Source organism: Lewinella sp. IMCC34191, assembly GCF_003390935.1.
In the GTDB taxonomy this organism is placed as follows: domain Bacteria; phylum Bacteroidota; class Bacteroidia; order Chitinophagales; family Saprospiraceae; genus Neolewinella.
Map to the genome: position 1 here is coordinate 1 of NZ_QNQZ01000010.1, position 21,143 is coordinate 21,143.

The following is a 21,143-nucleotide window of genomic DNA, read 5'->3' on the forward strand; positions in this document are numbered from 1 at the left end:
ACCGTCGGTGGGGCTCCACGATGTACTTCTGGCGAGCCTCTGCGTTGAGATCGGGGAAGGCACGTAGAAAGGAGAGGAAGCGGGTCAGGGCGCGGGTCATCCGTCTAAGATCAGGAGAAACCTAATGCCGTAAAAAGCTTAGCTTAATGGCCGTGAACATTGCGCCATCGTCAAGCCGGCGGTGGTGGTTTTGGGTTTCGATGACGCTTTACCGGCTAGAATAGAAGGCTCCTGATCCCTAAGTTGGTTGGTCAAGCCGGCCTGCGCCGGCGCACCCGTTCGGAACAACCAACAACTGTCAACTTTAGACATAAATGGCGTTGTACATGTCAATATTTGACTGTATCTTGTAAGTGTGAAAGTTCAACTTGTCGAAGTCGTCAGCGGCAAATCAGTCGACGCGCTGATAATAAGGTGCTCGAAATCGGACTTGCCATTCAAGAAAGACGAATGGCAATTTACCTGGAGGCGACTGGGTAAAACGGAAGGATCTGAGTTTTATAAAATCGTCAGCGTAAGGGAGCCCGATAAAATTGAGGGCGTACTGATGCTCACGTTGCTTAACGAGGAGATGCTATACATGAACAACATCGAAGTCGCACCGCATAATTATGGCGAACACGGGCGCTACGATCGGGTGGCTGGATGCTTGATCGCTTTTGGGTGTTACAAGAGCTTCGAGCAAGGAGCGGGCCACTACATAGGTTACCTAGCCTTTGAGAGCAAAACGAAACTGATAGCGTTGTACCAGAAGAAATACGGAGCGACACAAGCCATGGGTCAAAAAATGTTTATCGATCCGGACGCAGGCCGAAAGCTGATGAAAACCTATCTCAATCAATCGATCTAATGAAAAAGCAGCAGAAGTTTATCAATGAGGGCGGAGTAAATGGTTTAGGAGTAGCACTCGTGAATCAAAATGCCGAAAGCTTCAAACAACTCAAGCAGATGATTTCTGCCCACAGTCAGGGTCAATCTGAGGCGAGAAGGACTGAAAACGCGTTGCTTTCAATTAGATTCCAGTTAGAAACCTATCTAAACGAAGAGAGTGAAGAGATCATACCGCCAGGCACCTTCATTGAAAAGATGATAGTGGCAATTGGTGTGACAAAAGCGCGCTTCTCTAAATACATTGACTATGATTACTCTAATCTAATTGCCGTTTTGAAGGGAAGACGAAAGATGAATCCAGATCTCGCCATAAAAATTGGAAATATTTTCGGCATCAATCCAGTCGTCTGGCTCCACGTAGAGTCAAAGAATGAGTTGTCAAAATATATAAGAGAGGAGAAGCCAGAAGGGAATTATAATTTAGCAGGACTAATAAATTATACCCGCCGAAAAACGCGCCAACACCATTAATTTAAGAAATTGCCCCTGGTACCTCATCCCCTACTACCCTCGTTCTACGGTGGCTATTGCGACGGTAGTATGCGGGTGTTTACATCGCTTTCCTATAATTTTTTAGCTACGCTGCTGCCGTACGGCGGTCGTTATATGGCGGTTAACCACCCGCGTTAGTTTTTGCCCGCGCTCGAGCAGGACGCTCTGCTGGTTGTAGAAGGCGAAGCTGGACCAGAGATCGCGTTCGACCCCGGGATGCATGTAGGCCGAGATCAGCGCCAACTGCAGGAAAGAGTTGAAGAGAAAGGTGACCCTTTCAACGCCCCGGCAATTACCGTAAACGACTACTACTCCGGTCTATTGCGGCTTCGAACTACCATTCCGGCTCCACACCGGCAATGAAAGCCCCTACGACGGCGTTACGCACCTCGTCGGCAGGATCGACTGTCGAACCGGCCATGGACCGCGCGCTCCCGCCCAAAGCACGTATGAAGGGCGTGCTGGAGCATAACAGCCCTATTCATCCGATTCAACTTTTGGTGCATCGGGCAAAGCAACGGGGTGCGGCCGGCAAGTAGGTGTCGAGTCATCGATAGCCGGTCCTAGAAAGTGTACTACCGTTATCCCCCAACGGACAACCCGCACGATAATTAAAAAAGTAGCCCGGGGGAGTGGTCAAAAGGTAGCCCGTGATGTCTGGTCACGATTATCAAAAGGGTAAGAAAGGTGGGGTTCAGCCCGTCCAGGAATCTCCCGCCCGTACCCTTAGTAATCATGAAAAGCAGAAAATATGAGAAATTTGGTCCTTGCTTTTGTCTTGCTTCCCGTGTTTGGGCTAGCTCAAAGTGGACCTGGGGGGATCGGTTCGGATGATGGAACGTCAAGTTTAGCGCTGTGGCACGATGCTAACTCCTTAACCTTTTCGGATGCCGGTACGACGCCAACGCGTGAGGGAGAAAAAATAGCGCAGTGGAACGATTTGTCCGGTTCCGGCAACCACAGTAGGCAAACCGTATCCCTTTACCAGCCCGCCTGGCACGAGTCGGTAATCAATGGATTTCCTGCTGTTTATTTAAGTGGCCATTATCTGGAAAGCATCTTGTCCATTAATCCCGCCAATACTGATTTCAGCTTTCTCTCCGTATTTATCGAATCAGGATCGGGTAACCGAAGCTTAATTTCTCAACAGGATGGAACCGGAGTGGGACGGAGTCTCTTTTATATGAATAACACGCGTTTGCTCTCCTTCATTGATGGAACCAAACAAAACTCAGATCCCTTAATCTATGCCCCGAATAACTGGACAATAGCCGGGAACAGTTATGACGCATATGACCCCACTTTAACCTCACCTTCTTCCACCCAAACGTTTTATCTGAACGGAAACACCAGCAATGTGAGGAGTGGATTCCAGGGAGAATCGGCCACGGGAAACTGGATAATCGGTGCCAATAAAGGAGGCAGCGGGCAATTTCTGCATGGACACCTTGCCGAAGTGATAATTTATAGTACGCTTTTAAACAAGGCGCAGATAATCATTCTGCAGAATTATTTGGCAGCCAAGTACGGCCTAACATTGGCCAGTAATGACGTCTACAACGAAGACGAGGTAGCCGGCGGGAATTACGACTACGAAGTGGCCGGAATCGGTCGAGTGGATGCTTCCAATGTGCACCCGGATGCGAAAGGCAGTGGGGTGGTCCACATACTTAATCCAACGAATCTGGAAAATGATGAATTCTTGCTTTGGGGCCACGACAACGGTCTTCAGGATGCCGTACAAATCACTGATATTCCCTCCCCTTTAGAAGCTAGGTTCGAGCGAGTTTGGCGGGCGAGTGAAGTAAATACCTCGGGAACAGCCGTAGACGTAGGGGCGGTAGATATTCAATTTGACCTGACCGGCCTGGGACCGGTTACGGCCGCTGACCTAAGGCTTTTGGTAGACAGCGACAACGATGGGCTTTTCGCCGACGAAATTCCGATCGCGGGAGCAACTCCCGTAGAAGGCAAGATCTACCAATTCGCGGGGGTTACGGCCCTTGCCAATAATCTCAGGTTCACGTTAGGGACCACCAATATCGCCCAAACACCCCTACCGATTGAATTGCGGAATTTCACCGCCTCTACCCTTTACCACGATCGCGTGCAGTTGGAATGGCAAACCGTATCGGAAACGAACAACGAATTCTTTACGATTGAGCGATCACCAAATGGAAATGAATGGGAAATGATCGTTTCACTAAAGGGCGCCGGTAATTCCAGCACTATTTCATATTACTCCGCGATCGATGAATATCCCCATTCCGGAATTTCATATTACCGTCTGAAACAAACAGCCGTAGAAGGCCAGGTCACGTATTCCGATATCCGGCGCGTGAAAACGCAAGGTTCTCTATACGCCCCGGTCGAAATTTATCCGAATCCAAGCAAGAGCAAAATTAAAATAACGGCCGCCGCAGCCGAATTAGAGCGGATTCGAATTTACAACAACACCGGGCAGGACATCACTAACCTCACCACCATTTTGGGAGCGCCCAAACAAGGTTCCCTGGTCATTGATATCGGCAACTTGGATCCGGGCTTATATCTTGTCAAAACGAAAACTACCACCAGCAAGGTGCATAAACAATAGTAAGCTCTGTTTTGGCCCCCTAATTTGTCGGAACGGATTACAGTTAAAAAACTGTAATTTTTCACCATGTCTAAGCGCAAATTCACCACCGAAGACAAGCTGTAGATCATTAAGGAGGCGTCCGACAAGGGCGGAAAAGCCACCCTGGAGAAGTACGACGTCTATCCGGCCACCTACTATACCTGGCGTAAGCAGTTCTCCGAGATAGGTAAGCAGATCGAGAGCGGCCGCTACTGCCGACTGGCATCAGATCTTGACTTTCCGCAGCGAAGTCGGGACCGGAAGGCACGCAGCCGGCGACCGTGAAATTGGCGCGCCCCGGGCTTGGCTTCCTTCCGGCCTACGGCCTTTAGGAAGGCAGGCCCCGGGCGCAGGAGAGGAGAAACAGTGAATTTAACTGTAATTTTAGAAAGTGTTACTTAGGTGGGTTGACTTCTTTTAACAAGGTCTTTAATACACAATTGAAAAAAAAATGAATCTGAAAATTATTGATAATGATGGATTTTTAGCTTTAGTTGATTCAAATAAGTACCAACCCTATGTGAAAGAGGACTGGGAGTTTGACCAACTGATTTCTCATTTCATAAGTCAATCCAATGAGGGACATATGATAATATGGAAAACAGGAGATGAAGGAGACGAATGGAATATTAGAATTGAAAATGAAAAGACTGCAAAAAATTCCTTCAGAGAATTTGAGGCTAGAATAAATGTTACTGATGGACAATTATTCCTGACCGAATATGCTGATTTAACTATGTCCGCCTCCTATCCTAGTTCTAAAATTCCGTCTAAGCATAACTCTGACTTAAAGATTCACTTAGATAATGGACATTATAATGTGATTATTCGACAGCTCTTTAATCCTAATCTTGATTACAGCGAGATAAAAATTCATTTTGAAATTATATTTACAAAGTCAGAAATAAATAAAATTGATAAACCTATTGATAAAATAATATGGTTTAATTAATAATTAAATGGCATACAACAATTTGTATAGCGCATAGCTTCCTATCGTCAGCTACGACACCATACAATAGACATTGTCAGCAAGCCATTGAATTGGTTAAACATCCAGGCCAGCTGACAACACCGCGCCAATACCATTAGGTTAGGGCATCACTTCAGGTCCCTCACCCCCAGCCGGGGCCCGTTTTCCGGCCATAACGAGCCTTCTTCTTTTCGTTGATTCGGTGTGAACACCCCCCCTAGCCCGCCCTCGTTGTACGATGGCTATTGTGACGATAGTATACCGGTGTTTACATCGCTTTTCTGTAATTTTTTTGCTGCGCTGCTGCCTTACGGCGGTTGTGGATATGGCGGTTATTCATCCGCATTATCTTGCGCTTCCGTACCCGGTCCTGATCCGGACGGTAGGGCTCGGTGAAGCGGGGCATCAGCTCCAGTAAAACCAGCATTTTGCTTCGCCAGGTGGCCGGGCCATCCAGGTAGATGTGGTATAAAAAGCGCTGCATCATTCCCACCGTCACGTTCCGGTTGATGGAGTATGCGTACTCGCGATGTACGGTAGCTTATTTTGTTTTCTCCTCACTGGCGGAGACCTGGGCGCTCCACTGGTCGTAGAAGGCTATGCTGGGCGTAGTGCGCTCGTGGGTTTTACCCGTGGGAGTCACCTTTCCAAACAGACCGACCGTTACTTTTAGCCAACTCAATCAAATACCCAACCAGGTTCCCAACGCAAAAATGAAGGTGCTAAACAGCTCTGAGGTTAATGATAGACTAGCAAGAATAGATAGCGATCTAAAAAGAGGCTTAGTCTTGAAGTCTATAGACCGGTCGCATGGATTTATCCGTGCCTATCCAAACAACTTGACCTTCAGAAGAAGACTTGGAGACATATACTATCAAGTAGGAAGGATTGATAAGGCCGGTCTTTATTGGCTGCTGATCGAAGACGATGACCCAAGGATCAATGACGCGGTAAGTTTGTATCTGGAGAGTATAAACGGATCGGGGTAGAAAGCGCTGAGGGACATCAAGTTTCACGGCGATGAAAATCTATTACCCGACGGCGTCAAACAGCTTCTTTTCTCGCTACAGACCAAGGCCGAGAAAGAAGTTGGCCATATTCCGACGTACGGAAAAAAGAAAAGCGAATCGCTTGCAGACAAAAGGACGACCGTTCAGAAATTTAAAGAGTCAGCGTTTATCGGTGTGATTATTCTTATACTGATTCTTGTAGCTGTCTTTTTATTGGTTGGGGTAGTAACTACGTTAAGGTGGCTATTTTAAATGGCATTGACCCTGCGCCATCGTCAAGCCGGCCGTGAGTACTGTGGGAGTCGACGAAGTCTGCAACAGCTGATTTACGCCTGGTTCCGAGTCGAATAGGTATGGGTCCAGCCAGCCTGCGGTAGATCCTTATCCAGTAAGGTGTCACCAATTTCGGGTGGCCAAATCATTCGTCAGGGATGGTAGCTACCAGGTCATTTCTCTTCGCCTGCGCCCCGCCGCCAAAAGATAAAACACCCCCGCAGGCATGTACCGCGCACGGGGGTGTCCTTTCCATTTTTATAGGTGATAAAGGTACGCCAAAGGCCTAGGCCGCGCCCGCTACCACTTAATCTCCCCCTCCCCAAAGACGGCCTCGCCGAAGTACCTACCAACGAAACATACCAAAATCGACTACAGTATCTTTATCTATCATGGGCTATGTAAATCGATCGCCGACGACGACATCCAGGCGCGACTTATGTGATATAGTCCATTTCTATACCTTCGGAAAAGGAGTCCATCCCGTACCGCCACCAAAACGTCATTACAGGAACAGAAACCGGCACCCTAAACAAGCTCCGTCAGGCGATCCTTCCTACTTCACGACCGTAGCCTCAAATTCAATACACAGGCTTCCGGTAAGCTTGCTCACTTCCATGGCGGTGGCCGCGGCGCGTATTTCGTGCTTATGCACCCATGCGAGGAAGATCTCGAAGGCATTGTTGGTAAATAGCTCCTCGTCGGAGGTGCTGTAGAGGGTCAGGCGCACGATGTTCTTGAGTTCGTAATCGGCCTCGCGGATCACCGTTTCCAGGTTTTCGAGGGCTAGCTTCATTTGCGTACGCATATCCGCGTCGCTGAAGGTGCCGTCGGGATGAACGGCGGCCTGTCCGGCGCAGTACAGGGTGCTGGTCGGTTGCTTCACTTCCACGGCTTGCGCGTAACCGAGGTTTTCGGACCAGGTCCAGGGGTTGATGATTCGCTTTTCCATAAGTAATTGTATTGCTTGACGGGCACGCAGGTACCATATCATCGCGTAAGCCATGACAGATTATATTCACCTGGTCCGCGTCGTTTACTAATGCTGTAAAATTAAGAGTCATAAGCGGCCGGCACCCGTGACATATATCACGTTTCCGGCGGGGCGGTGTGACTTAGGTCACTATATTCATCTAGATACGACTCAGGGTCTCCCGCGACACGCCGAGGTAGGTCGCCAACTGGGCTTTCGATACCCGCTGTAAGAGTTCCGGGTAGCGGTCCAGCAGGTGTTGGTACCGCTCGCGGGCATTCGAAGTAATCAGCGACAGGATGCGTTGCTGCGCGCCGATATTGCCCCGGGTGGCCTTCTCGAGGAAGAACAGGGCCATTTTGGGTAGCCGGCTACACAGGTTGCGGTAGGCGGCGAGCGACAGGCAGTACACCTCGGTATCCTCTATACACTGCAGGGACATGCTGGCCCGCGTCTCGGTGAAGTAGGCCAGGTAGTCGCTTTCCCACCAGTCTTCCATGGCAAAGGCTACGATGTACTCCTTTCCTTCCGCATCCGTGTGAATAAGCTTAAGCAGCCCGGAGATGACGAAGAACGCATCGGGGACCAGCTCTCCCTCCCGGATCAGGTACTCCCCCTTCTTCGCTTCCCGCTCGGAGAAGTGGTCCAGTACGATGGCAAACTCCCCGTCGGTGAGGGGGACGATCGCTTCGATGTGCGCCCGGAGGAATTTTCTCATGCGTACGCGGGACTAGTCTATAAACGCTGCATTATTGCTGACGTCACGGTCCGTTTACCCGATCAGGTAACTCTATGCCAACGACGATGGTTGACACCTTCCGTCACGGGCGATCGCCGCGACGTGCCGTTGGTATGCAGGATACACCTCCCCGGTCCGATCCTCGGGAAGTGGCTACTTCAGCTTTTGCATAATGAAGCGGTGCGTCAGATAGGCGCTGAGGAGTGATACCAGCAGTCCGAGCAAGGTGCCCCAGTAGAGGCCGACGGATCCGTACAGGTACCGGATCGCGATGATGTAGGAGATCACGTTCACCGACCCGCTGATGAGCAGGGATTTGGCCAGGCCAACGGAAACCGCGGCGCCGCGGCTGCGGTGCAGAATGATCAGGGTAGAAACGAATACCGCCGGAAACGAAGCCAGGATGCCTCCGAACAGCGGATTAAGAAAGCGGGACGCCAGCACCGCGGTGCCGATGATCGTGCCCGCAAACAGCGCCCGGGTCAGGAGTTGCCCCCACCCGAAGTCAGCCCGCTGCCCCGCCGTGGAAAAGGCGTTGAACGTCCGTTCAAAGATGACCGTAACCAGGGTAAGTAACAAGCCGCAGATCACTACGCCCCAGAAGAAATCGTCCAGCCGGAAAACGATGATCAGGTACGATAGGCCAAACCATATCCCTAAGGCGGGCACCATCGCCTGCCACCAACCTCTTTTCGCCAGCGCGGCGTACGCCAGCAGGAACGGTCCGTTTACGGCAAAGGCCAGGGGCACTACCGTGGTGGCGGCCACGACGGCATCGGTGCCCTGGCTCATTCCGATGAAAAAGAGGGCCACCACGACGGTGCTGGGAAGTCCGGCGATCAGTCCCCCGGTCTTGGTCCCCAGTTTTTCCACCAGCACGGTACTTAGCGCTACCCAGGTTCCGCCAATTAGGATGCTGGCGACTACCTTATAGATGAAGTCTGGTTCCATGTAGAGGATAGTGGTCGATAAATTACCCGCCCGAAGCACTAGGTACACGAGAATGCCTTCCCGGGCAAGTTGGCGGGCGATACCGAAGCCGCTACCTTTATTGGTGCCCGTAATCAATCCAAGATTAGGGCTGCCGGAGCAGTGCTGGCAGCCATAGGGCAGGTGTTTACCTCATCAACGAAGATGGCGGCCGAGCCTAGCTATTGCTTGATGACCGAGTCCACAACGCACCTCTCCCCTACCCTGCGTTTACAGAAGTAAAGGCCGGCCGGAAGATCGGAGATATTGATTTCCGTTTCCACCTCGACGGATCGGATCAACCTGCCCGCCGTATTGTAGATGTCAACCTGGTGTCCACCGGCAAGCTCCGGTAAGTAAAATATTCCGGTGGTGGGGTTGGGGAAGACGGAAGCGGTCAGTTGGTCGGGATCGACGGAAACGGTAGTCGTGGTGGATTTAGCGGGATCGAACTTCCATATTTGCCGACCTGAATCAACGGTGTAGGCCATAAAATAAAGCTGGCCGTCCAGCATAGTCATACGGCTGGGAAAGGAACTCTCCGGACCGGGAATGATATCCGCAGCCAGCCGGGTGCCGGCAGCGGTCCCGTCGGAAGTCCACAATTCAAAGCCGTGCTCGGCGTCGTAGGCCTGAAAAAAGAGCGTATCCCCAATGGCCACGAGGGAACTGGGGAGGGAGCTACGCTCACCGGCGTGAATGTCCTTGACCATGACCGTTCCTGCCGCGGTGCCGTCCGTCTTCCATAGTTCGAAACCGTCCTTACCGTTGTGGGCGGTGAAGTACAGCAGATTTTTAAATAGGCAGGATTCGACTTTCCTGACTGAACTCTCCGCACCGGGATTAATATCCGCTATCTGCCGGGTGCCCGATTCCGTTCCGTCAGAAATCCACAGTTCCCTGCCTGTATCATCGGTATGGGCTGTGAATACTAGGCTACCGTTGTAACCGGCCACCATGCTGGGTTGCGAATCCGGCTGAATTCCAAAATCTTTCACTCGTCGAACAAAGGGTTGACTCGCTGTGGCAACCCACAGACCGTAGTCCTCACTTGCCTGTTCCTTTGCTCGGAAGAAGAGCTTTCCATCGACGTTGATGAGTCCTTCACAGGTCCTGAACTGGTTTATCGATAGGGTACCATTTTCAGTTCCGTCACTTCTCCAGAGTAGATCACCGGATTCCGATGTGGTGAAATACAAGTATTCCCCCGAAGACACCATTTCACTCACCGTGAGGGCAACACCATACATATTAACCCCTAAGTTTCTGATGAATTCGACACCGGCTCCGTCTGACCTGCACAAATAGTGATAATCTCCTTGGTATACCGTAAAGTACCCAAAACCATTGTGGACGGTAATCTCAGAGGTCATGGAAGAAGTATATCCTTCGTTTATGTCCTCCACTATATAGGTACCCTTTTCCGTGCCGTCCGTTCGCCATAGTTCGTTTCCGTGAATAGTGTCAAGGGCCTCAAAGAGCACTTGATCACCCAATTGAACCGTAGAGAATGAGTATACAAGCCAGGCCTGGGTAGGAATATCTTCTGTACCCACAGACCTACTAAAACTATAGAGCGAATTGCCGTATGGATGGTCATTTGCGGTAAATACCAGTCGTGCATTCACCACATGGAGCGGTTGGTCGTCCAGCCCGAATTTTTGGGTATGGATGTTATCAACCAAGTAAAAGGAAGCGTGGTCTGGATCGGACCGCCATAATTCAGAGCCCGTTGCCTGCGCGTACCGCGGAAAGTAGCTATGACCGCCAAGTGGATATAGTTTCTCCACGTTATCCAGTTCCTCCACTCTTCGGGTACTTTCGGTCGTAAGCGCGGATAGCCATCCATCTGATTCAAAAGCACCATTCTTCGCGGCGCAGAAGACCAGCGTTTCATTCACCGGCTGTAACATGCAAACACCGTCATTGCGTTGGTATGGTTCCTCGGGATCGGCCGCAAGTTTTTGAATAGTAGAAACCGTGCGATCAGTCAGGTCCAGGCCAAGCAAAGAAGTACCCCCCTCCGGATTGGGACCACAAAAAAACAGGCTATCTCCTCGGGGCAGCAGATTGGAAGTCATAAAATATTCGGGCCGCCATTCGTCGTATATAAGGCTGCTTCCGACGGCAGTACCGTCCGTCTCGTAAATAAATAGCCGATTAGAATATTCCTCAAAAAATGAAAAATACAGTTTGCCACTGGCGACTATTACGTCTCCGTATGCGATGAGTTGTGTAAAGGCCTGGTGAAAGCTGGTTACCTGCTCGGTATTCTCGACCGTTCCGTCGGTACGATGTAGATAGCGTCGGCTGATAAAGTATAGCTTATCTTCAAATTCTATATACTGGCTTAGGGGCGTGGTGCCGCCGGGGGCCGATCCATTACCATCCAGTTCCTGCGTGATGGGATAGGTTCCTGCCTCCGATCCGTCACTACGCCAGACTCTGGAGTTACTTGTGCCGGGTACCTGAATAGTGAAGATGAAGGTGTTCTTACATTTGCCCTGGTAGGAAGGATTATTCCAGTAGGGAATACTATCCTTTACCATTCTGGTCCCGGCCTCCGTTCCGTTACTTGTCCATACCTGTAAGATATCTTCCTCCTCGGCAAGGAAGTACAAATCACTTTCCACTACCGTGAGTTTGTTGACCCTGCCCATTAGGTTGTTTGTGACCTTTATCGTCCCCGACCGAGTCCCGTCCGTTTTCCAGATTTCTCCTTCCGAATACTCGTCAGCCGCAATGAAATAAATTGCATCATCGAGTACTACCGCCGTACTCTCAAATGACACTTGCAGACCGCTCTGCATACCAGGATTGATATCCTTGAGTAGCCGTGCCGCTTCATCACCCTCTTTCACCCATATTTCCCGACCGTGGCCGTCAGTCAGCGCACTGAAAAGTAGTTGGTCACCAAATTGCACAAAATCACGCAAATAGGATGATTTATCCTTGTTCTGGTCGCGTAGTAGATTTGTTATTTGATCCTGCCCAAAGAGTGCCTGCACGCATAGTACGAATAGAAGAAGCCAGCTATATTTTTTCATAAAATGCATGTAGTTACGGGTGTGGGGGTGTATTCCAACCCTTAACGCTTTGTAACGCGCTTACAAACTCAACATTTTGTGGGGAGCAAATTTAAGGGCTGTCCTTCCGGTGATGCACGCCACCGCAGTACGGACCTGCAAGAAGCAGTACATTTAGTGCCAGGCAAATAATCGACTTGGCCGGTTGATTCGTCAGCGTTGGTAACGGGAAACAGTGTTCAGGGTGATCCTTGGAACCAAAGAGCGTAGTGTCTTCCCTTTTCTGGTAGTGATTTTCTCCTGCGCCCCGCCGCAAAAAACAGAACACCCCCGCACGCACATACTACGTACGGGGGGTGTCCCTTTCCATCTACTAGTTGATCAAGGCACGCCAAACGCCTGGGTCGCGCCGACTTCCACCGGCTCCAGGCCCTCGTGGCTTTTGCTGTCGGTGCTGATGTAGCCCGGGCATACGGCGTTGACCTTGGAGTCGGTGTCCCGCAGGTCGTACGCCAGCTGGATGGTGTACCTATTGAGGACCGTCTTGGATGTCTGGTAGGCCGTCGTTTTGAAGTAATCGTGGGGTTATCGGGGTCAGTAGCCGCGGTCTGTGAGGCCAGTCAGGAGCTCAGGTTCGTGATGATGGGGGGGCGGGGGCGTCGCAAAGGCATTTGGAAAGGCAAAATTTTATTGATAAAAATTAATTATTTATTGTTTATCGATAAATATATTTGCCTTTAGTCCATCATTCTTATCAACATGCTGCTCAAAAGAATCCCCGTACTGTTTCTACAAGTAGCCTTGGTGCTCTTCGGCTTGGTCGTTCTCGCGCTGCTCATCGTAATGCCCCTGCAAGAGGGTCGGGCGCAGGATCTGGATCTGTGGTCGGTGTACACGGATCCATTTATTCTCTTTGGCTATGCGGCGTCGATTGCTTTCTTCGTCGGCTTATACTACGGTATACGCCTCCTCCACCGTATCGGCAATAACTCACTGTTTTCGCCGCCCTCCGGCAAGCTACTGCGTACCATGAAGGTCTGCACGTTGATTTTGGGCCTATGCGTCGTACTGGCCGGAATGTATATCCGCCTCTTTCACCACCCCGACGACGATCCCGCCGGATTTCTAGCCCTCTGCATCGCCGTGACGTTCGCCCTGCTCATGGCAACCGCGGCAATTTCGGTGGTGGAGAAACTTTTGCGCAAAGCCATCGAATTGCAATCCGAAAACGAATTAACTATCTAGCACATGCCGATCGTAGTAAACCTTGACGTAATGATGGCCCGCCGGAAAATATCACTGAACGAACTATCCGCCCGCGTAGAATTATCCCTCTCGAATCTCAGCATCCTGAAAACGGGCAAGGCCAAGGCCATCCGCTTCACGACCCTGGAGGTCATCTGTAGGGAGCTTGATTGCCAGCCTGGCGAACTGCTGGAATACGTACCGGATAATCAGGCCGTTATTCAGGATGGCTAGATGTAGACCACCTTCGGTTATCCGGTTGATCTACCGACGATATAGATGTAACCGTCTTACTATACCGCTTTCGTACAGGCGCTTAAATTAGAATTCTTAGGTATGACCGACCAAAAAGGGACTCACCAATACTTTTCTAGAAAAATCCAGCGCTAACGGAGCTGAAACAATCGGCACGGGAGGATCAATCCGGCTTATCCCGACAATCAATTGTTATGTCTTTAATAGCCCGTTTCGAAGCCTTCTACCTACGTGCGAAAAAGAATCGTTGGTACTGGCTGTTCTCTGTTTTCTGCCGGGTGGCGCTGGCCTTTGCCTTCACCACCGCCGGCCTGACTAAAGTGGTGGGGGAGCGCTTCGCCAGCGGCCTGTCCGAACTGCACCCGATGGGAGCCTACTTGACCGCGCTTCACCGCACCGGATACTACTACACTTTCATCGGTTACGCCCAAATGCTGGCCGCCATCCTGCTGCTGATCCCCCGCACCGTGCTACTGGGCTCCCTACTCTATTTCCCGATTATCGTCAACATCTGGCTGCTTTCCTACGCCGTGCGCTTCGAGGGGTCGATCGTTACCTCGCCGCTCATGGTGCTGGCCAATCTGTACCTATTGGTGTGGCACTACGACCGCATCCGCTATTTGCTCCCCTTCCGGAAATTTTCTCATCTCGGGCTGGTGGAAAAGCCGGCGGTCTATGACAACCGATTCCCGTGGCGGTTCCTGGGTAGTGTTTTGCTTACTGTAGTAGCGGTGGTCCTATTCGCCCGCTTTGGCCACGAGGTGATGCCCCGTAATTCTCTGCGCGACTGTAAGCTGCAGTTCGAGGATTCGGGCGCCGGAAGCGCAGGAGACAACTTTTGCAACTGTATTCATCGCCGAGGAGAAACCCTTGACCAATGTCTGCAGGAATATGAGGCGGCACGCAACGCGGACTGAGTTCACGACCCGAGTTCCGTTACGGACCAAAGAAATCCCCTCTACAAAGCGATGTTTGTAGAGGGGTTGAGGGCTACACTAAAGCAGTCCGGTTTTCTGAGGTTACCAGGGTGCCGCAGTCTCCGGAAAGAAGGCTTCACTGAAGTACTGCCCCGTAGGCCCGTCATCCCCGATCAGCGCATACTTCACGATACGCGCCGCACCGACTTCCACGGGTTCGGTACCGGGGTTACGATTCATATCCGTGTCGATGGCGCCGGGGCAGACGGCGTTCACCCGGAATTTGGTATCCCGCAGGTCGTAGGCGACCTGGATGGTGTACATATTCAGGGCGGTTTTGGAGGACTGGTAGCCGGTGAGCTTTACGCCATAATATGGGTTGGACGAGTCGGTCGCCACGGTCTGCGAGGCCAGGCCCGTGCTGACGTTGACGATCCGCGGGGCGTCGGATCCCCGCATCAGATCCACGAAGGCCTGGGTCATGCGAACCACGCCGTAGTAGTTGGTTTCGAAGACATCTTTGATCGCTTCGGGGCTTTGGGTCAGCGACCCCTGCTCGGTGCCGCCACCGACGCCCGCGTTGTTGATGAGGATGTCGAGGCTATCGACCTTTCCGGCGATATACGCACGGGCGGCGTCGACGGAGGCCTGGTCGTTAACGTCCAGCTGGACCGTCTCGACTTTGGTCAGGCCCTCCAATTTCAGTTGTTCGACCGCCTTCTGGCCGTTCTCCAGGTTGCGGCTGCCGAGGTAGACGTAAATGCCTTCCTGTGCCAGCTGGCGGGCGATTCCGAGTCCGATGCCTTTGTTTGCGCCGGTAACTAATGCAGTTTTCATGGGGGTAGTATTGCGTTAAATGATGGGGCAAAACTACCGGGGGTACCGGGGCACTATACCGTACAAATTATTCGAAAACCCGGACAAATCAGTTTACGGACTCCATAAACTGTCCGACGCTCTTGCCGGTAAACTTCTTGAACTGCCGGGAGAAGTAATCCGGGTCGCTGTAGCCCAGGTCGTAGGCCAGTTCCTTGATGCTGGGTTGCCCGAGGTAGAGCCGCCGCTGCGCCTCCAGCATCAGGCGGTTGGTGATGTATTCTTTCGGGGAAGTGCCCGCTACTTCCTTCACGATGCCGTACAGCGTGCTGGGACTGGTGGCCAGTTCACCGGCGATATCGCTGACCGATACCTGTTCCGTCAGGCGGCGCTCTACAGCGTTCTTGAACTCGGCGAATTTGGCCATCCGGGCGGTGGCGGGGCGCTCCTCCGTGGTAGCGTAAGCTAGTTCCAGTTCCGTCAACAGGCTAGTGAGGTACGACAAAAAGATAGGGGTATCCGTGCGGGCATTCTTCGGGTTGCGCAGCAGGTTTTCCAGGATCGCGAAAGCGGCGGTCACCCGCGCGACCGTAGCCTCGTCGAAGTCGACCACGGCGGTATGGTTCGGGTTAAGCAGAAAACCGAACTGCCGGGGTAGCAGGGCGAGTGTGCGGTCGTCGAAGGCGATGTGGTAGTACTCCTCCGCCGAATCGTAACCCGGATGCGTGAAGAGCTGGTTGGGATAGACGAACAGTAGCTGGCCGTCGGTGAGGGAGACCTTCTCAAGGTCCACCTCGTAGCTCGAAGTGCCCTTGCCAATGAAAGAGAGGTAGTAACCTACGCTACGCGTGGACTGCTCGTCCACCACGCAGCCCGTACTGGGCAAGACCGTCCCCTGCCGCGTAGCCATACAGACCGGTAAGCTGCTCCGCTGTGCCGGGATATTCATTGCCTGCTCGTTCATGGGGTACACATCTTCACCGGTCCAGCACCATGCGTGGATCGCGGAGAAAAAAGGCCTGGGGGTGGGGAAAAGTTTTGGGGGGTTTGTTGCGCTTCCGCTTCCGTGTGTTGAGCCACGAATAGCCGAAGCAGCTTCCATTAGGGTAGTTATCATTTAGATCTTGTCCGTCGCTGGCGGTAAATGTGTCAGGCGATATGGTGCACGTTGTCCCTTGTCGTCACTATAGGGGACAATTTTTTAATTTATGGTACACGATTTCTAAGTGTCCCCCCTCGCAGTACCCCCTTTCGCCGTAACGGAAGGGGTAGCCCCCGCTCCAGTGTTGTGAACAGTTCAAAGGCGGCCTGCACTTGTACAAACGACAACTCGCCCGTTCACACCACCGACTCCATCTCCGGCTCAGCAACTTCCTCCCGCTCCACCCGCTCGTTCGGCTTAATGATCATCCGGAAGTACTGGTCCTTATTGACGTAGTAGCCCAGCCAGTTCAGCAGGGTGCGGATCCGGTTGCGGAAGTTGATCAGGCCGGCGATGTGGACGAAGATCCAGATGCACCAGGCCAGGAAGCCCGTCAGCGTGTAGCGGTTCTTCGGCAGGTCGAGTACGGCTTTGTTCCGGCCGATAATGGCCATCGACCCCTTGTCGTTGTAGCGGAAACTTTTCCATTCCTCGCCATTCCGGAGCAAGTTTTCTCCCAGGTTGACGGCCTGCTGCAGGGCCGGCTGGGCGAGTTGGGGGTGGCCGCGGGGATACTCGTCGTCGCCCTGAATCAGCGCGCAGTCGCCGAGGGCGAAGATGTTATCATAAGTCAACAGGCGATTAAACCGGTCGGTTTTCAGTCGCTTTCCCCCGCCGAAGCTCTCCGGGGAGAAGCCGGGGAAGGTCTTGGCGGCCACCCCGGCCGCCCAGATCAGGTTCTTGGTTCGTATTTCCTCCCCGTTGGCAAAGTAGACGGTATTACCGTCGAAGTCGGACACCAGGGTGTTCATGATCAGCTTAACCCCCAGCTCGGTCAATTTTCGACTGGTATAGCCCTGGGCGGCCGGCGACATACTGAAGAGCGGCGATGCCAGTCCGTCCACCAGTACAATGTCCCCCAGGTCATCTTCCGCCAGTTCGGGGTAATCTTTGCGAATGATCGTTGCCTTCATCTCAGACAGGATACCCGCCAGCTCTACTCCGGTCGGACCGGCACCCGCAATGACGAAGGTCAGCAGTTTTTTCCGCTCCACGGGGTCGGCGGTGCGCGTAGCCCGGTCGAAGCGGGTCAGGATGACGTTGCGCAACGACAAGGCATCGCTGATGCTTTTCATCGGCAGGCTCAGTTCCTCGATGTGCTCGTTGCCGAAGTAGTTGGGTTCCGTACCGGTGGCCATCACCAGCACGTCATACCGTAGCTCTCCGTTGTCCAGCACGATCCGGTTCTCGGTCGGCACGACGCGTTGCAGGCGGCCCAGGCGGAAGCGGACGTTCTTCAGGTCCCGGATGATCTTCCGGAAGGGATAACTGATGGCGGACGGCTCCATGAAACCCGTGGACACCTGGTAGATCAGGGGCGGGAAGAAATTATAGTTGTTACCGTCTACCAGGATGACCTCAATTCCGGGTGCGTTTCCCAGTTGCTTAACCAGCTCAAGGCCGGCAAAGCCCCCTCCGACGATCACGATTCTCTTAGCAGCCTTCATAACTTTGCGTATTGATGCTGCAAAGGTCTGCCCCCCGGATACCAATAAAGTTAACCTGGATTAAGAAATGAAGTTACCGAAACGTCATGGAGCAGCTGTACACTAACCTCAACCTGTACTCTACCGTCAGCGAGGAGGAGTTCCGCCACATTCGGACCTACTTCACGGAAAGGCACCTAGAGAAGAAGGAGGTGGTCTACGAAGCGGAGCGGCCCAACCTGCATCACTACTTCGTGGTCAGTGGGTGTCTCCAGCTGTACTTCATCACGCAGCGCGGACTGGAGCAGACTCTGCAGTTCGCGATTCCCGACTGGTGGTTGACCGACTACCGCGCCTGGCACCACGGCAGGAGCTCCGAATTTTCGATCCAGGCGGTACGGGAGTCCGTGGTGCTGGAGATCAGCCGCGACCGGCAGGCGGAGCTACTTCACCGGTACCCCCAGCTCGAAACCTACTTCCGCAAGATCTACGAGACGGCCTACGGAACGGCGCAGCGGCGCATCAAATTCATGTTCGACTACTCGAAGGAAGAAATCTACTTCTCCTTCCGCGACGCCCATCCGGAGATCGCCAACAGCGTCCCCCAGTACCTGCTCGCCGGCTATCTGGGCCTGACGCCCGAATACCTGAGTAAGTTGCGGCACCAGCGGGGGAAGTAAAGCCCTACTTCCACTTGATCCCACAGCCCGCACTCGGGTACTGCTTCTCCGGGCTGGACTTACCGGCCAGCAGATTGCCCAGGTCTTTCCGTTGTTAGACTTGACCGGCGGGGTCAGCCGGCCGTCATGCAGCTTGCGTGGGGACAGCACTGCGCAAAGGAAGTATCCGAAACTACCGCCCCGCAACGGTAGGAATGAATCCTTCGCGTTGCAACGTATCGAATAAATCAAAGAAGGACTCCCGCGTATCCTGGTAAGCCGTGAACCCGAGCTTGCGGCTTTTGGACATGTCGGTCATCACCTCGATCGGGCGGCCCAGGTCGAGGTCGGTGTGCCAGGGCGAGGCGAGACGGTCCAGCTGCGGCTCCGCCAGGCCTTTCTCCCTGGCCAGCTTCCGCCAGGCTGCGTCCTGGCCTTCCATCATTTCCTCCAGACTGCGGTTACCGGCTTCGTATCCCCGGTACGCCACGCCGAAGTATTCGGCCAGTTGCTTCCACAGCCAGCTCCAGCGGAAGACGTCGCCGTTCACGATGTTGAACGCCTCGTTGCCGGCGGCCGGCGTCGTGGCGGCCCACAGGAAGTGCTTGGCGAGTATGCGCGCGTCGGTCACGTCCGACAGACCGCTCCACTGGGCCTCGGAGCCCGGCCAGGTGAACGGTTCCCCCGTTGCCCGGCACAGACTGGCGTACACGGCCAGGGTCGTGCCCATATTCATCAGGTTACCGACCGCCTTGCCGATCACGGTATGCGACCGGTGCACGCTCCACGTGAAGCCGTCGCGCTCCGCCGCGGCGAAAACCTCGTCTTCCTGCGCGTAGTAAAAATTGGGCAGGGGCAGCCGGGGGTGCTCCGTCCGCACCGGCGTTTCCGGCTGAAAACCGTCCTGGGTGTACGCCTCGAAGGGGCCGAGGTAGTGCTTCAGGCCGGTCACCAGGGCCACGTGGCGAACCGACCCCTTGGGCGAAAGTACCTCCAGCAGGTTGCGGACCATCGCCGCGTTCACCTCAATGTTCTCCGCCTCCGTATCCTTCCGCATCCAGGCGGTGAAGAAGACGTGGGTGGGCCGCACGTCCGCCAGCGCGGTGCGTAGCGAGTCCATATCGAGCAAATCCGCCTTCAGGCTGTGGAGCCCTTCGAGGGCTACGGTGGAGCTTCGCGTCAGTCCGTAGGTGGTCCAATCCTGCTCCAGGAGCTCGCGGGCGAGGTTGTTTCCCGATATTCCACTCGCGCCGACGATAAGTGCCGTGTTTTTCATGCCGTTATTTTTGTCCGTTAGGTATGCGGACAAAAGTACCGGCGACCGTCAGCCCCTGCATTGATGTGGATCAGGAAGCATTCTTGATGTGGATCAAGCTTCCTCGCGGATATCTTTCTTGATCCGGCTAACCGTTTCGGGGGTCAGGCCCAGGAAGGAGGCCAGGAGGTGCTGCGGTACGCGCTGCGCAATCTGGGGATAGGTCGTGATCAGCTGGACGTACTTTTCCCGGGCGGAGTAGGTGTTGGACACGATCAGCCGCCGGTCTTTGGTGACCAGGCTGTTCTGGTACAGGATCCGGAAATACCGTTCCATCGCCGGGACTTCCACCAGCAGCCGTTCGTAGTTCGGCCGGTCGATCAGCAATACCTCGCTCTGCTCGAGCGCGTCGATGGAAAGGATGGCCTTTTCGTCAAAGAGGAAGCTCTTGAAATCGGATACCCACCAGCCCTCCCAGGCAAATAAGCTGATGTGCTCCTGCCCGCCACCGTCGAGGGTATAGGACTTCAGTAGGCCCCGGGCTACGAAAGCGAGACTGCGGCAGTACTCCCCCTCCTGCAGCAGGAACTGCTTCTTGCGCAGCCGCTTGGGCACGAAAAAATTGGGAATGCCGCGCTTGTCCGCCTCCGTCAGCGCCGTCTTTTCCTCAATATGCCGAAAGAGTTCCGTAAACATCGGGGGTATTCATCCGCTACCGGGGGCCGTGCCGTACGGGAGGCCATGATCTACTGTTTCCACTTAATTCCACAGCCCGAACTCGGGTACTGCTTCTCCGGACTCGGCTTGCCCGCCAGCATGTCATCCAGGGCACCGCGCAGGTCTTCCCCGGTCAGGGGCTTACCGGAGTTGGGGCGGCTATCGTCGAGGCGACCGCGGTAGTAGAGCTTGCCCTGCCCGTCGAAGAGGTAGAGATCGGGGGTACAGGCGGCATCGTAGGCCTTGGCCACCGACTGATCCTCGTCGTAGAGGTAGGGGAAGGTGAAGAAGTTGTTGAGGGCGAACGCTTCCATGTTATCGGGGCTGTCGACCGGGTACTTCTCCACGTCGTTGCTGCTGATGGCGACGGCACCGACGCCCTTCGGCTCGTAATCATTCGCCACGTCGACCAGCTCGTCGATCGTGTGGATCACGTAGGGGCAGTGGTTACAGATGAAGTAGACCAGCGTGCCCTGCTTTCCCTTTACGTCGTCGTAGGTGAGCTTCGCGCCGGACATGGTGTCTTCCAGTTTGAAATCGGGCGCGGGGGTGCCGATTTCTATCATGTTGGATTCGGTAAGGGCCATGGGTTGCTGGTTGCTGGTTACTGGTTGCTGGTTGCTGGTTGGTATCATAAAGCGCTTACCGGCTTTGGGGTTGACCCCGGGGCTGACTTTGCGTATCTTAC

At 53.5% G+C, this 21,143-nt stretch carries 20 protein-coding genes and 2 pseudogenes; 9 read left to right on the top strand and 13 right to left on the bottom strand.

Annotation, left to right across the window (positions count from 1 at the left end):
• Positions 1 to 355 precede the first annotated feature (355 nt).
• Positions 356 to 850 carry a hypothetical protein gene (locus DRW39_RS17515; RefSeq protein WP_116108381.1) on the top strand — a complete coding sequence of 165 codons (495 nt, stop codon included), beginning with the start codon at positions 356 to 358 and terminating at the stop codon, positions 848 to 850.
• Positions 850 to 1,362 (top strand): transcriptional regulator, encoded by a 513-nt coding sequence (locus DRW39_RS17520; protein WP_116108382.1) that lies wholly within the window; start codon positions 850 to 852, stop codon positions 1,360 to 1,362. The genes DRW39_RS17515 and DRW39_RS17520 overlap by 1 nt, the downstream gene beginning before the upstream one ends.
• A gap of 102 nt (positions 1,363 to 1,464) precedes the next feature.
• Here the strand turns inward: DRW39_RS17520 and DRW39_RS22330 are convergent, their stop codons facing one another.
• Positions 1,465 to 1,626, bottom strand: a complete 162-nt coding sequence (locus DRW39_RS22330; RefSeq protein WP_157976193.1) for a hypothetical protein — start codon at positions 1,624 to 1,626, stop codon at positions 1,465 to 1,467.
• Between the two features lie 508 nt (positions 1,627 to 2,134).
• Here DRW39_RS22330 and DRW39_RS17525 point away from each other — a divergent pair.
• Both DRW39_RS17525 and DRW39_RS17530 read left to right on the top strand, forming a co-directional pair.
• Positions 2,135 to 3,979 (top strand): T9SS type A sorting domain-containing protein, encoded by a 1,845-nt coding sequence (locus DRW39_RS17525; RefSeq protein ID WP_116108383.1) that lies wholly within the window; start codon positions 2,135 to 2,137, stop codon positions 3,977 to 3,979.
• 472 nt (positions 3,980 to 4,451) lie between these two features.
• Positions 4,452 to 4,952 carry a hypothetical protein gene (locus tag DRW39_RS17530; RefSeq protein ID WP_116108384.1) on the top strand — a complete coding sequence of 167 codons (501 nt, stop codon included), beginning with the start codon at positions 4,452 to 4,454 and terminating at the stop codon, positions 4,950 to 4,952.
• Positions 4,953 to 5,241: 289 nt separating this feature from the next.
• On the opposite strand, the gene DRW39_RS17535 is transcribed toward DRW39_RS17530, so the two are convergent.
• Positions 5,242 to 5,460, bottom strand: a complete 219-nt coding sequence (locus DRW39_RS17535) for a hypothetical protein (protein ID WP_157976194.1) — start codon at positions 5,458 to 5,460, stop codon at positions 5,242 to 5,244.
• A 226-nt stretch (positions 5,461 to 5,686) separates the two neighbouring features.
• Here DRW39_RS17535 and DRW39_RS22925 point away from each other — a divergent pair.
• Positions 5,687 to 6,235, top strand: a pseudogene (locus DRW39_RS22925) (DUF6584 family protein).
• Between the two features lie 577 nt (positions 6,236 to 6,812).
• On the opposite strand, the gene DRW39_RS17540 reads toward DRW39_RS22925, so the two are convergent.
• The 5 genes and pseudogenes from DRW39_RS17540 to DRW39_RS22930 form a co-directional block, all read right to left on the bottom strand.
• Positions 6,813 to 7,208: a RidA family protein gene (locus tag DRW39_RS17540; protein ID WP_116108386.1), complete on the bottom strand. Its 396-nt coding sequence runs from the start codon at positions 7,206 to 7,208 to the stop codon at positions 6,813 to 6,815.
• A gap of 181 nt (positions 7,209 to 7,389) precedes the next feature.
• On the bottom strand, positions 7,390 to 7,947 hold the full coding sequence (locus DRW39_RS17545) for a Crp/Fnr family transcriptional regulator (RefSeq protein ID WP_116108387.1): 558 nt from the start codon (positions 7,945 to 7,947) through the stop codon (positions 7,390 to 7,392).
• A 174-nt stretch (positions 7,948 to 8,121) separates the two neighbouring features.
• Positions 8,122 to 9,036, bottom strand: a complete 915-nt coding sequence (locus tag DRW39_RS17550; protein ID WP_116108388.1) for a DUF3147 family protein — start codon at positions 9,034 to 9,036, stop codon at positions 8,122 to 8,124.
• An 83-nt stretch (positions 9,037 to 9,119) separates the two neighbouring features.
• Complete coding sequence (locus tag DRW39_RS17555) at positions 9,120 to 11,984, bottom strand: ELWxxDGT repeat protein (RefSeq protein WP_198664931.1); 2,865 nt, start codon at positions 11,982 to 11,984, stop codon at positions 9,120 to 9,122.
• Between the two features lie 360 nt (positions 11,985 to 12,344).
• Positions 12,345 to 12,527, bottom strand: a pseudogene (locus tag DRW39_RS22930) (SDR family oxidoreductase); the annotation flags it as partial.
• 195 nt (positions 12,528 to 12,722) lie between these two features.
• Between DRW39_RS22930 and DRW39_RS17565 the strand changes: the two are divergent.
• From DRW39_RS17565 to DRW39_RS17575, 3 genes are all read left to right on the top strand, one after another.
• Positions 12,723 to 13,208: a DUF2975 domain-containing protein gene (locus DRW39_RS17565; protein WP_116108390.1), complete on the top strand. Its 486-nt coding sequence runs from the start codon at positions 12,723 to 12,725 to the stop codon at positions 13,206 to 13,208.
• A gap of 3 nt (positions 13,209 to 13,211) precedes the next feature.
• A complete protein-coding gene (locus DRW39_RS17570) occupies positions 13,212 to 13,442 on the top strand; it encodes a helix-turn-helix domain-containing protein (protein WP_116108391.1) in 231 nt (76 codons plus the stop codon).
• A 215-nt stretch (positions 13,443 to 13,657) separates the two neighbouring features.
• Positions 13,658 to 14,380, top strand: coding sequence for a DoxX family protein (locus tag DRW39_RS17575; protein WP_116108392.1), 723 nt, complete (start codon positions 13,658 to 13,660; stop codon positions 14,378 to 14,380).
• Positions 14,381 to 14,482: 102 nt separating this feature from the next.
• Here DRW39_RS17575 and DRW39_RS17580 read toward each other — a convergent pair whose 3' ends face one another.
• From DRW39_RS17580 to DRW39_RS17590, 3 genes are all read right to left on the bottom strand, one after another.
• Complete coding sequence (locus DRW39_RS17580; RefSeq protein ID WP_116108393.1) at positions 14,483 to 15,217, bottom strand: SDR family oxidoreductase; 735 nt, start codon at positions 15,215 to 15,217, stop codon at positions 14,483 to 14,485.
• Between the two features lie 88 nt (positions 15,218 to 15,305).
• Complete coding sequence (locus DRW39_RS17585; RefSeq protein WP_157976195.1) at positions 15,306 to 16,160, bottom strand: helix-turn-helix domain-containing protein; 855 nt, start codon at positions 16,158 to 16,160, stop codon at positions 15,306 to 15,308.
• 374 nt (positions 16,161 to 16,534) lie between these two features.
• Positions 16,535 to 17,845 carry an NAD(P)/FAD-dependent oxidoreductase gene (locus DRW39_RS17590; protein ID WP_116108395.1) on the bottom strand — a complete coding sequence of 437 codons (1,311 nt, stop codon included), beginning with the start codon at positions 17,843 to 17,845 and terminating at the stop codon, positions 16,535 to 16,537.
• Positions 17,846 to 17,931: 86 nt separating this feature from the next.
• Between DRW39_RS17590 and DRW39_RS17595 the strand changes: the two genes are divergently transcribed.
• A complete protein-coding gene (locus DRW39_RS17595) occupies positions 17,932 to 18,504 on the top strand; it encodes a Crp/Fnr family transcriptional regulator (protein WP_116108396.1) in 573 nt (190 codons plus the stop codon).
• Between the two features lie 172 nt (positions 18,505 to 18,676).
• Here DRW39_RS17595 and DRW39_RS17605 read toward each other — a convergent pair whose 3' ends face one another.
• The 3 genes from DRW39_RS17605 to DRW39_RS17615 form a co-directional block, all read right to left on the bottom strand.
• Complete coding sequence (locus tag DRW39_RS17605) at positions 18,677 to 19,759, bottom strand: SDR family oxidoreductase (protein ID WP_116108397.1); 1,083 nt, start codon at positions 19,757 to 19,759, stop codon at positions 18,677 to 18,679.
• 93 nt (positions 19,760 to 19,852) lie between these two features.
• Positions 19,853 to 20,434 carry a Crp/Fnr family transcriptional regulator gene (locus tag DRW39_RS17610; RefSeq protein WP_116108398.1) on the bottom strand — a complete coding sequence of 194 codons (582 nt, stop codon included), beginning with the start codon at positions 20,432 to 20,434 and terminating at the stop codon, positions 19,853 to 19,855.
• Positions 20,435 to 20,484: 50 nt separating this feature from the next.
• Positions 20,485 to 21,042 carry a thioredoxin family protein gene (locus tag DRW39_RS17615; protein WP_116108399.1) on the bottom strand — a complete coding sequence of 186 codons (558 nt, stop codon included), beginning with the start codon at positions 21,040 to 21,042 and terminating at the stop codon, positions 20,485 to 20,487.
• Positions 21,043 to 21,143 lie beyond the last annotated feature (101 nt).

Bases quoted from the DNA above. Each gene is read 5' to 3' on its own strand.
- DRW39_RS17575 (WP_116108392.1), top strand. From the start codon at position 13,658: ATGTCTTTAATAGCCCGTTTCGAAGCCTTCTACCTACGTGCGAAAAAG.
- DRW39_RS17535 (WP_157976194.1), bottom strand. From the start codon at position 5,460: ATGATGCAGCGCTTTTTATACCACATCTACCTGGATGGCCCGGCCACC.
- DRW39_RS17570 (WP_116108391.1), top strand. From the start codon at position 13,212: ATGCCGATCGTAGTAAACCTTGACGTAATGATGGCCCGCCGGAAAATA.
- DRW39_RS17565 (WP_116108390.1), top strand. From the start codon at position 12,723: ATGCTGCTCAAAAGAATCCCCGTACTGTTTCTACAAGTAGCCTTGGTG.
- DRW39_RS17585 (WP_157976195.1), bottom strand. From the start codon at position 16,160: ATGAACGAGCAGGCAATGAATATCCCGGCACAGCGGAGCAGCTTACCG.
- DRW39_RS17615 (WP_116108399.1), bottom strand. From the start codon at position 21,042: ATGGCCCTTACCGAATCCAACATGATAGAAATCGGCACCCCCGCGCCC.
- DRW39_RS17520 (WP_116108382.1), top strand. From the start codon at position 850: ATGAAAAAGCAGCAGAAGTTTATCAATGAGGGCGGAGTAAATGGTTTA.
- DRW39_RS17605 (WP_116108397.1), bottom strand. From the start codon at position 19,759: ATGAAAAACACGGCACTTATCGTCGGCGCGAGTGGAATATCGGGAAAC.
- DRW39_RS17580 (WP_116108393.1), bottom strand. From the start codon at position 15,217: ATGAAAACTGCATTAGTTACCGGCGCAAACAAAGGCATCGGACTCGGA.
- DRW39_RS17555 (WP_198664931.1), bottom strand. From the start codon at position 11,984: ATGAAAAAATATAGCTGGCTTCTTCTATTCGTACTATGCGTGCAGGCA.
- DRW39_RS17545 (WP_116108387.1), bottom strand. From the start codon at position 7,947: ATGAGAAAATTCCTCCGGGCGCACATCGAAGCGATCGTCCCCCTCACC.
- DRW39_RS17595 (WP_116108396.1), top strand. From the start codon at position 17,932: ATGGAGCAGCTGTACACTAACCTCAACCTGTACTCTACCGTCAGCGAG.
- DRW39_RS17610 (WP_116108398.1), bottom strand. From the start codon at position 20,434: ATGTTTACGGAACTCTTTCGGCATATTGAGGAAAAGACGGCGCTGACG.
- DRW39_RS17540 (WP_116108386.1), bottom strand. From the start codon at position 7,208: ATGGAAAAGCGAATCATCAACCCCTGGACCTGGTCCGAAAACCTCGGT.
- DRW39_RS17590 (WP_116108395.1), bottom strand. From the start codon at position 17,845: ATGAAGGCTGCTAAGAGAATCGTGATCGTCGGAGGGGGCTTTGCCGGC.
- DRW39_RS17525 (WP_116108383.1), top strand. From the start codon at position 2,135: ATGAGAAATTTGGTCCTTGCTTTTGTCTTGCTTCCCGTGTTTGGGCTA.
- DRW39_RS17530 (WP_116108384.1), top strand. From the start codon at position 4,452: ATGAATCTGAAAATTATTGATAATGATGGATTTTTAGCTTTAGTTGAT.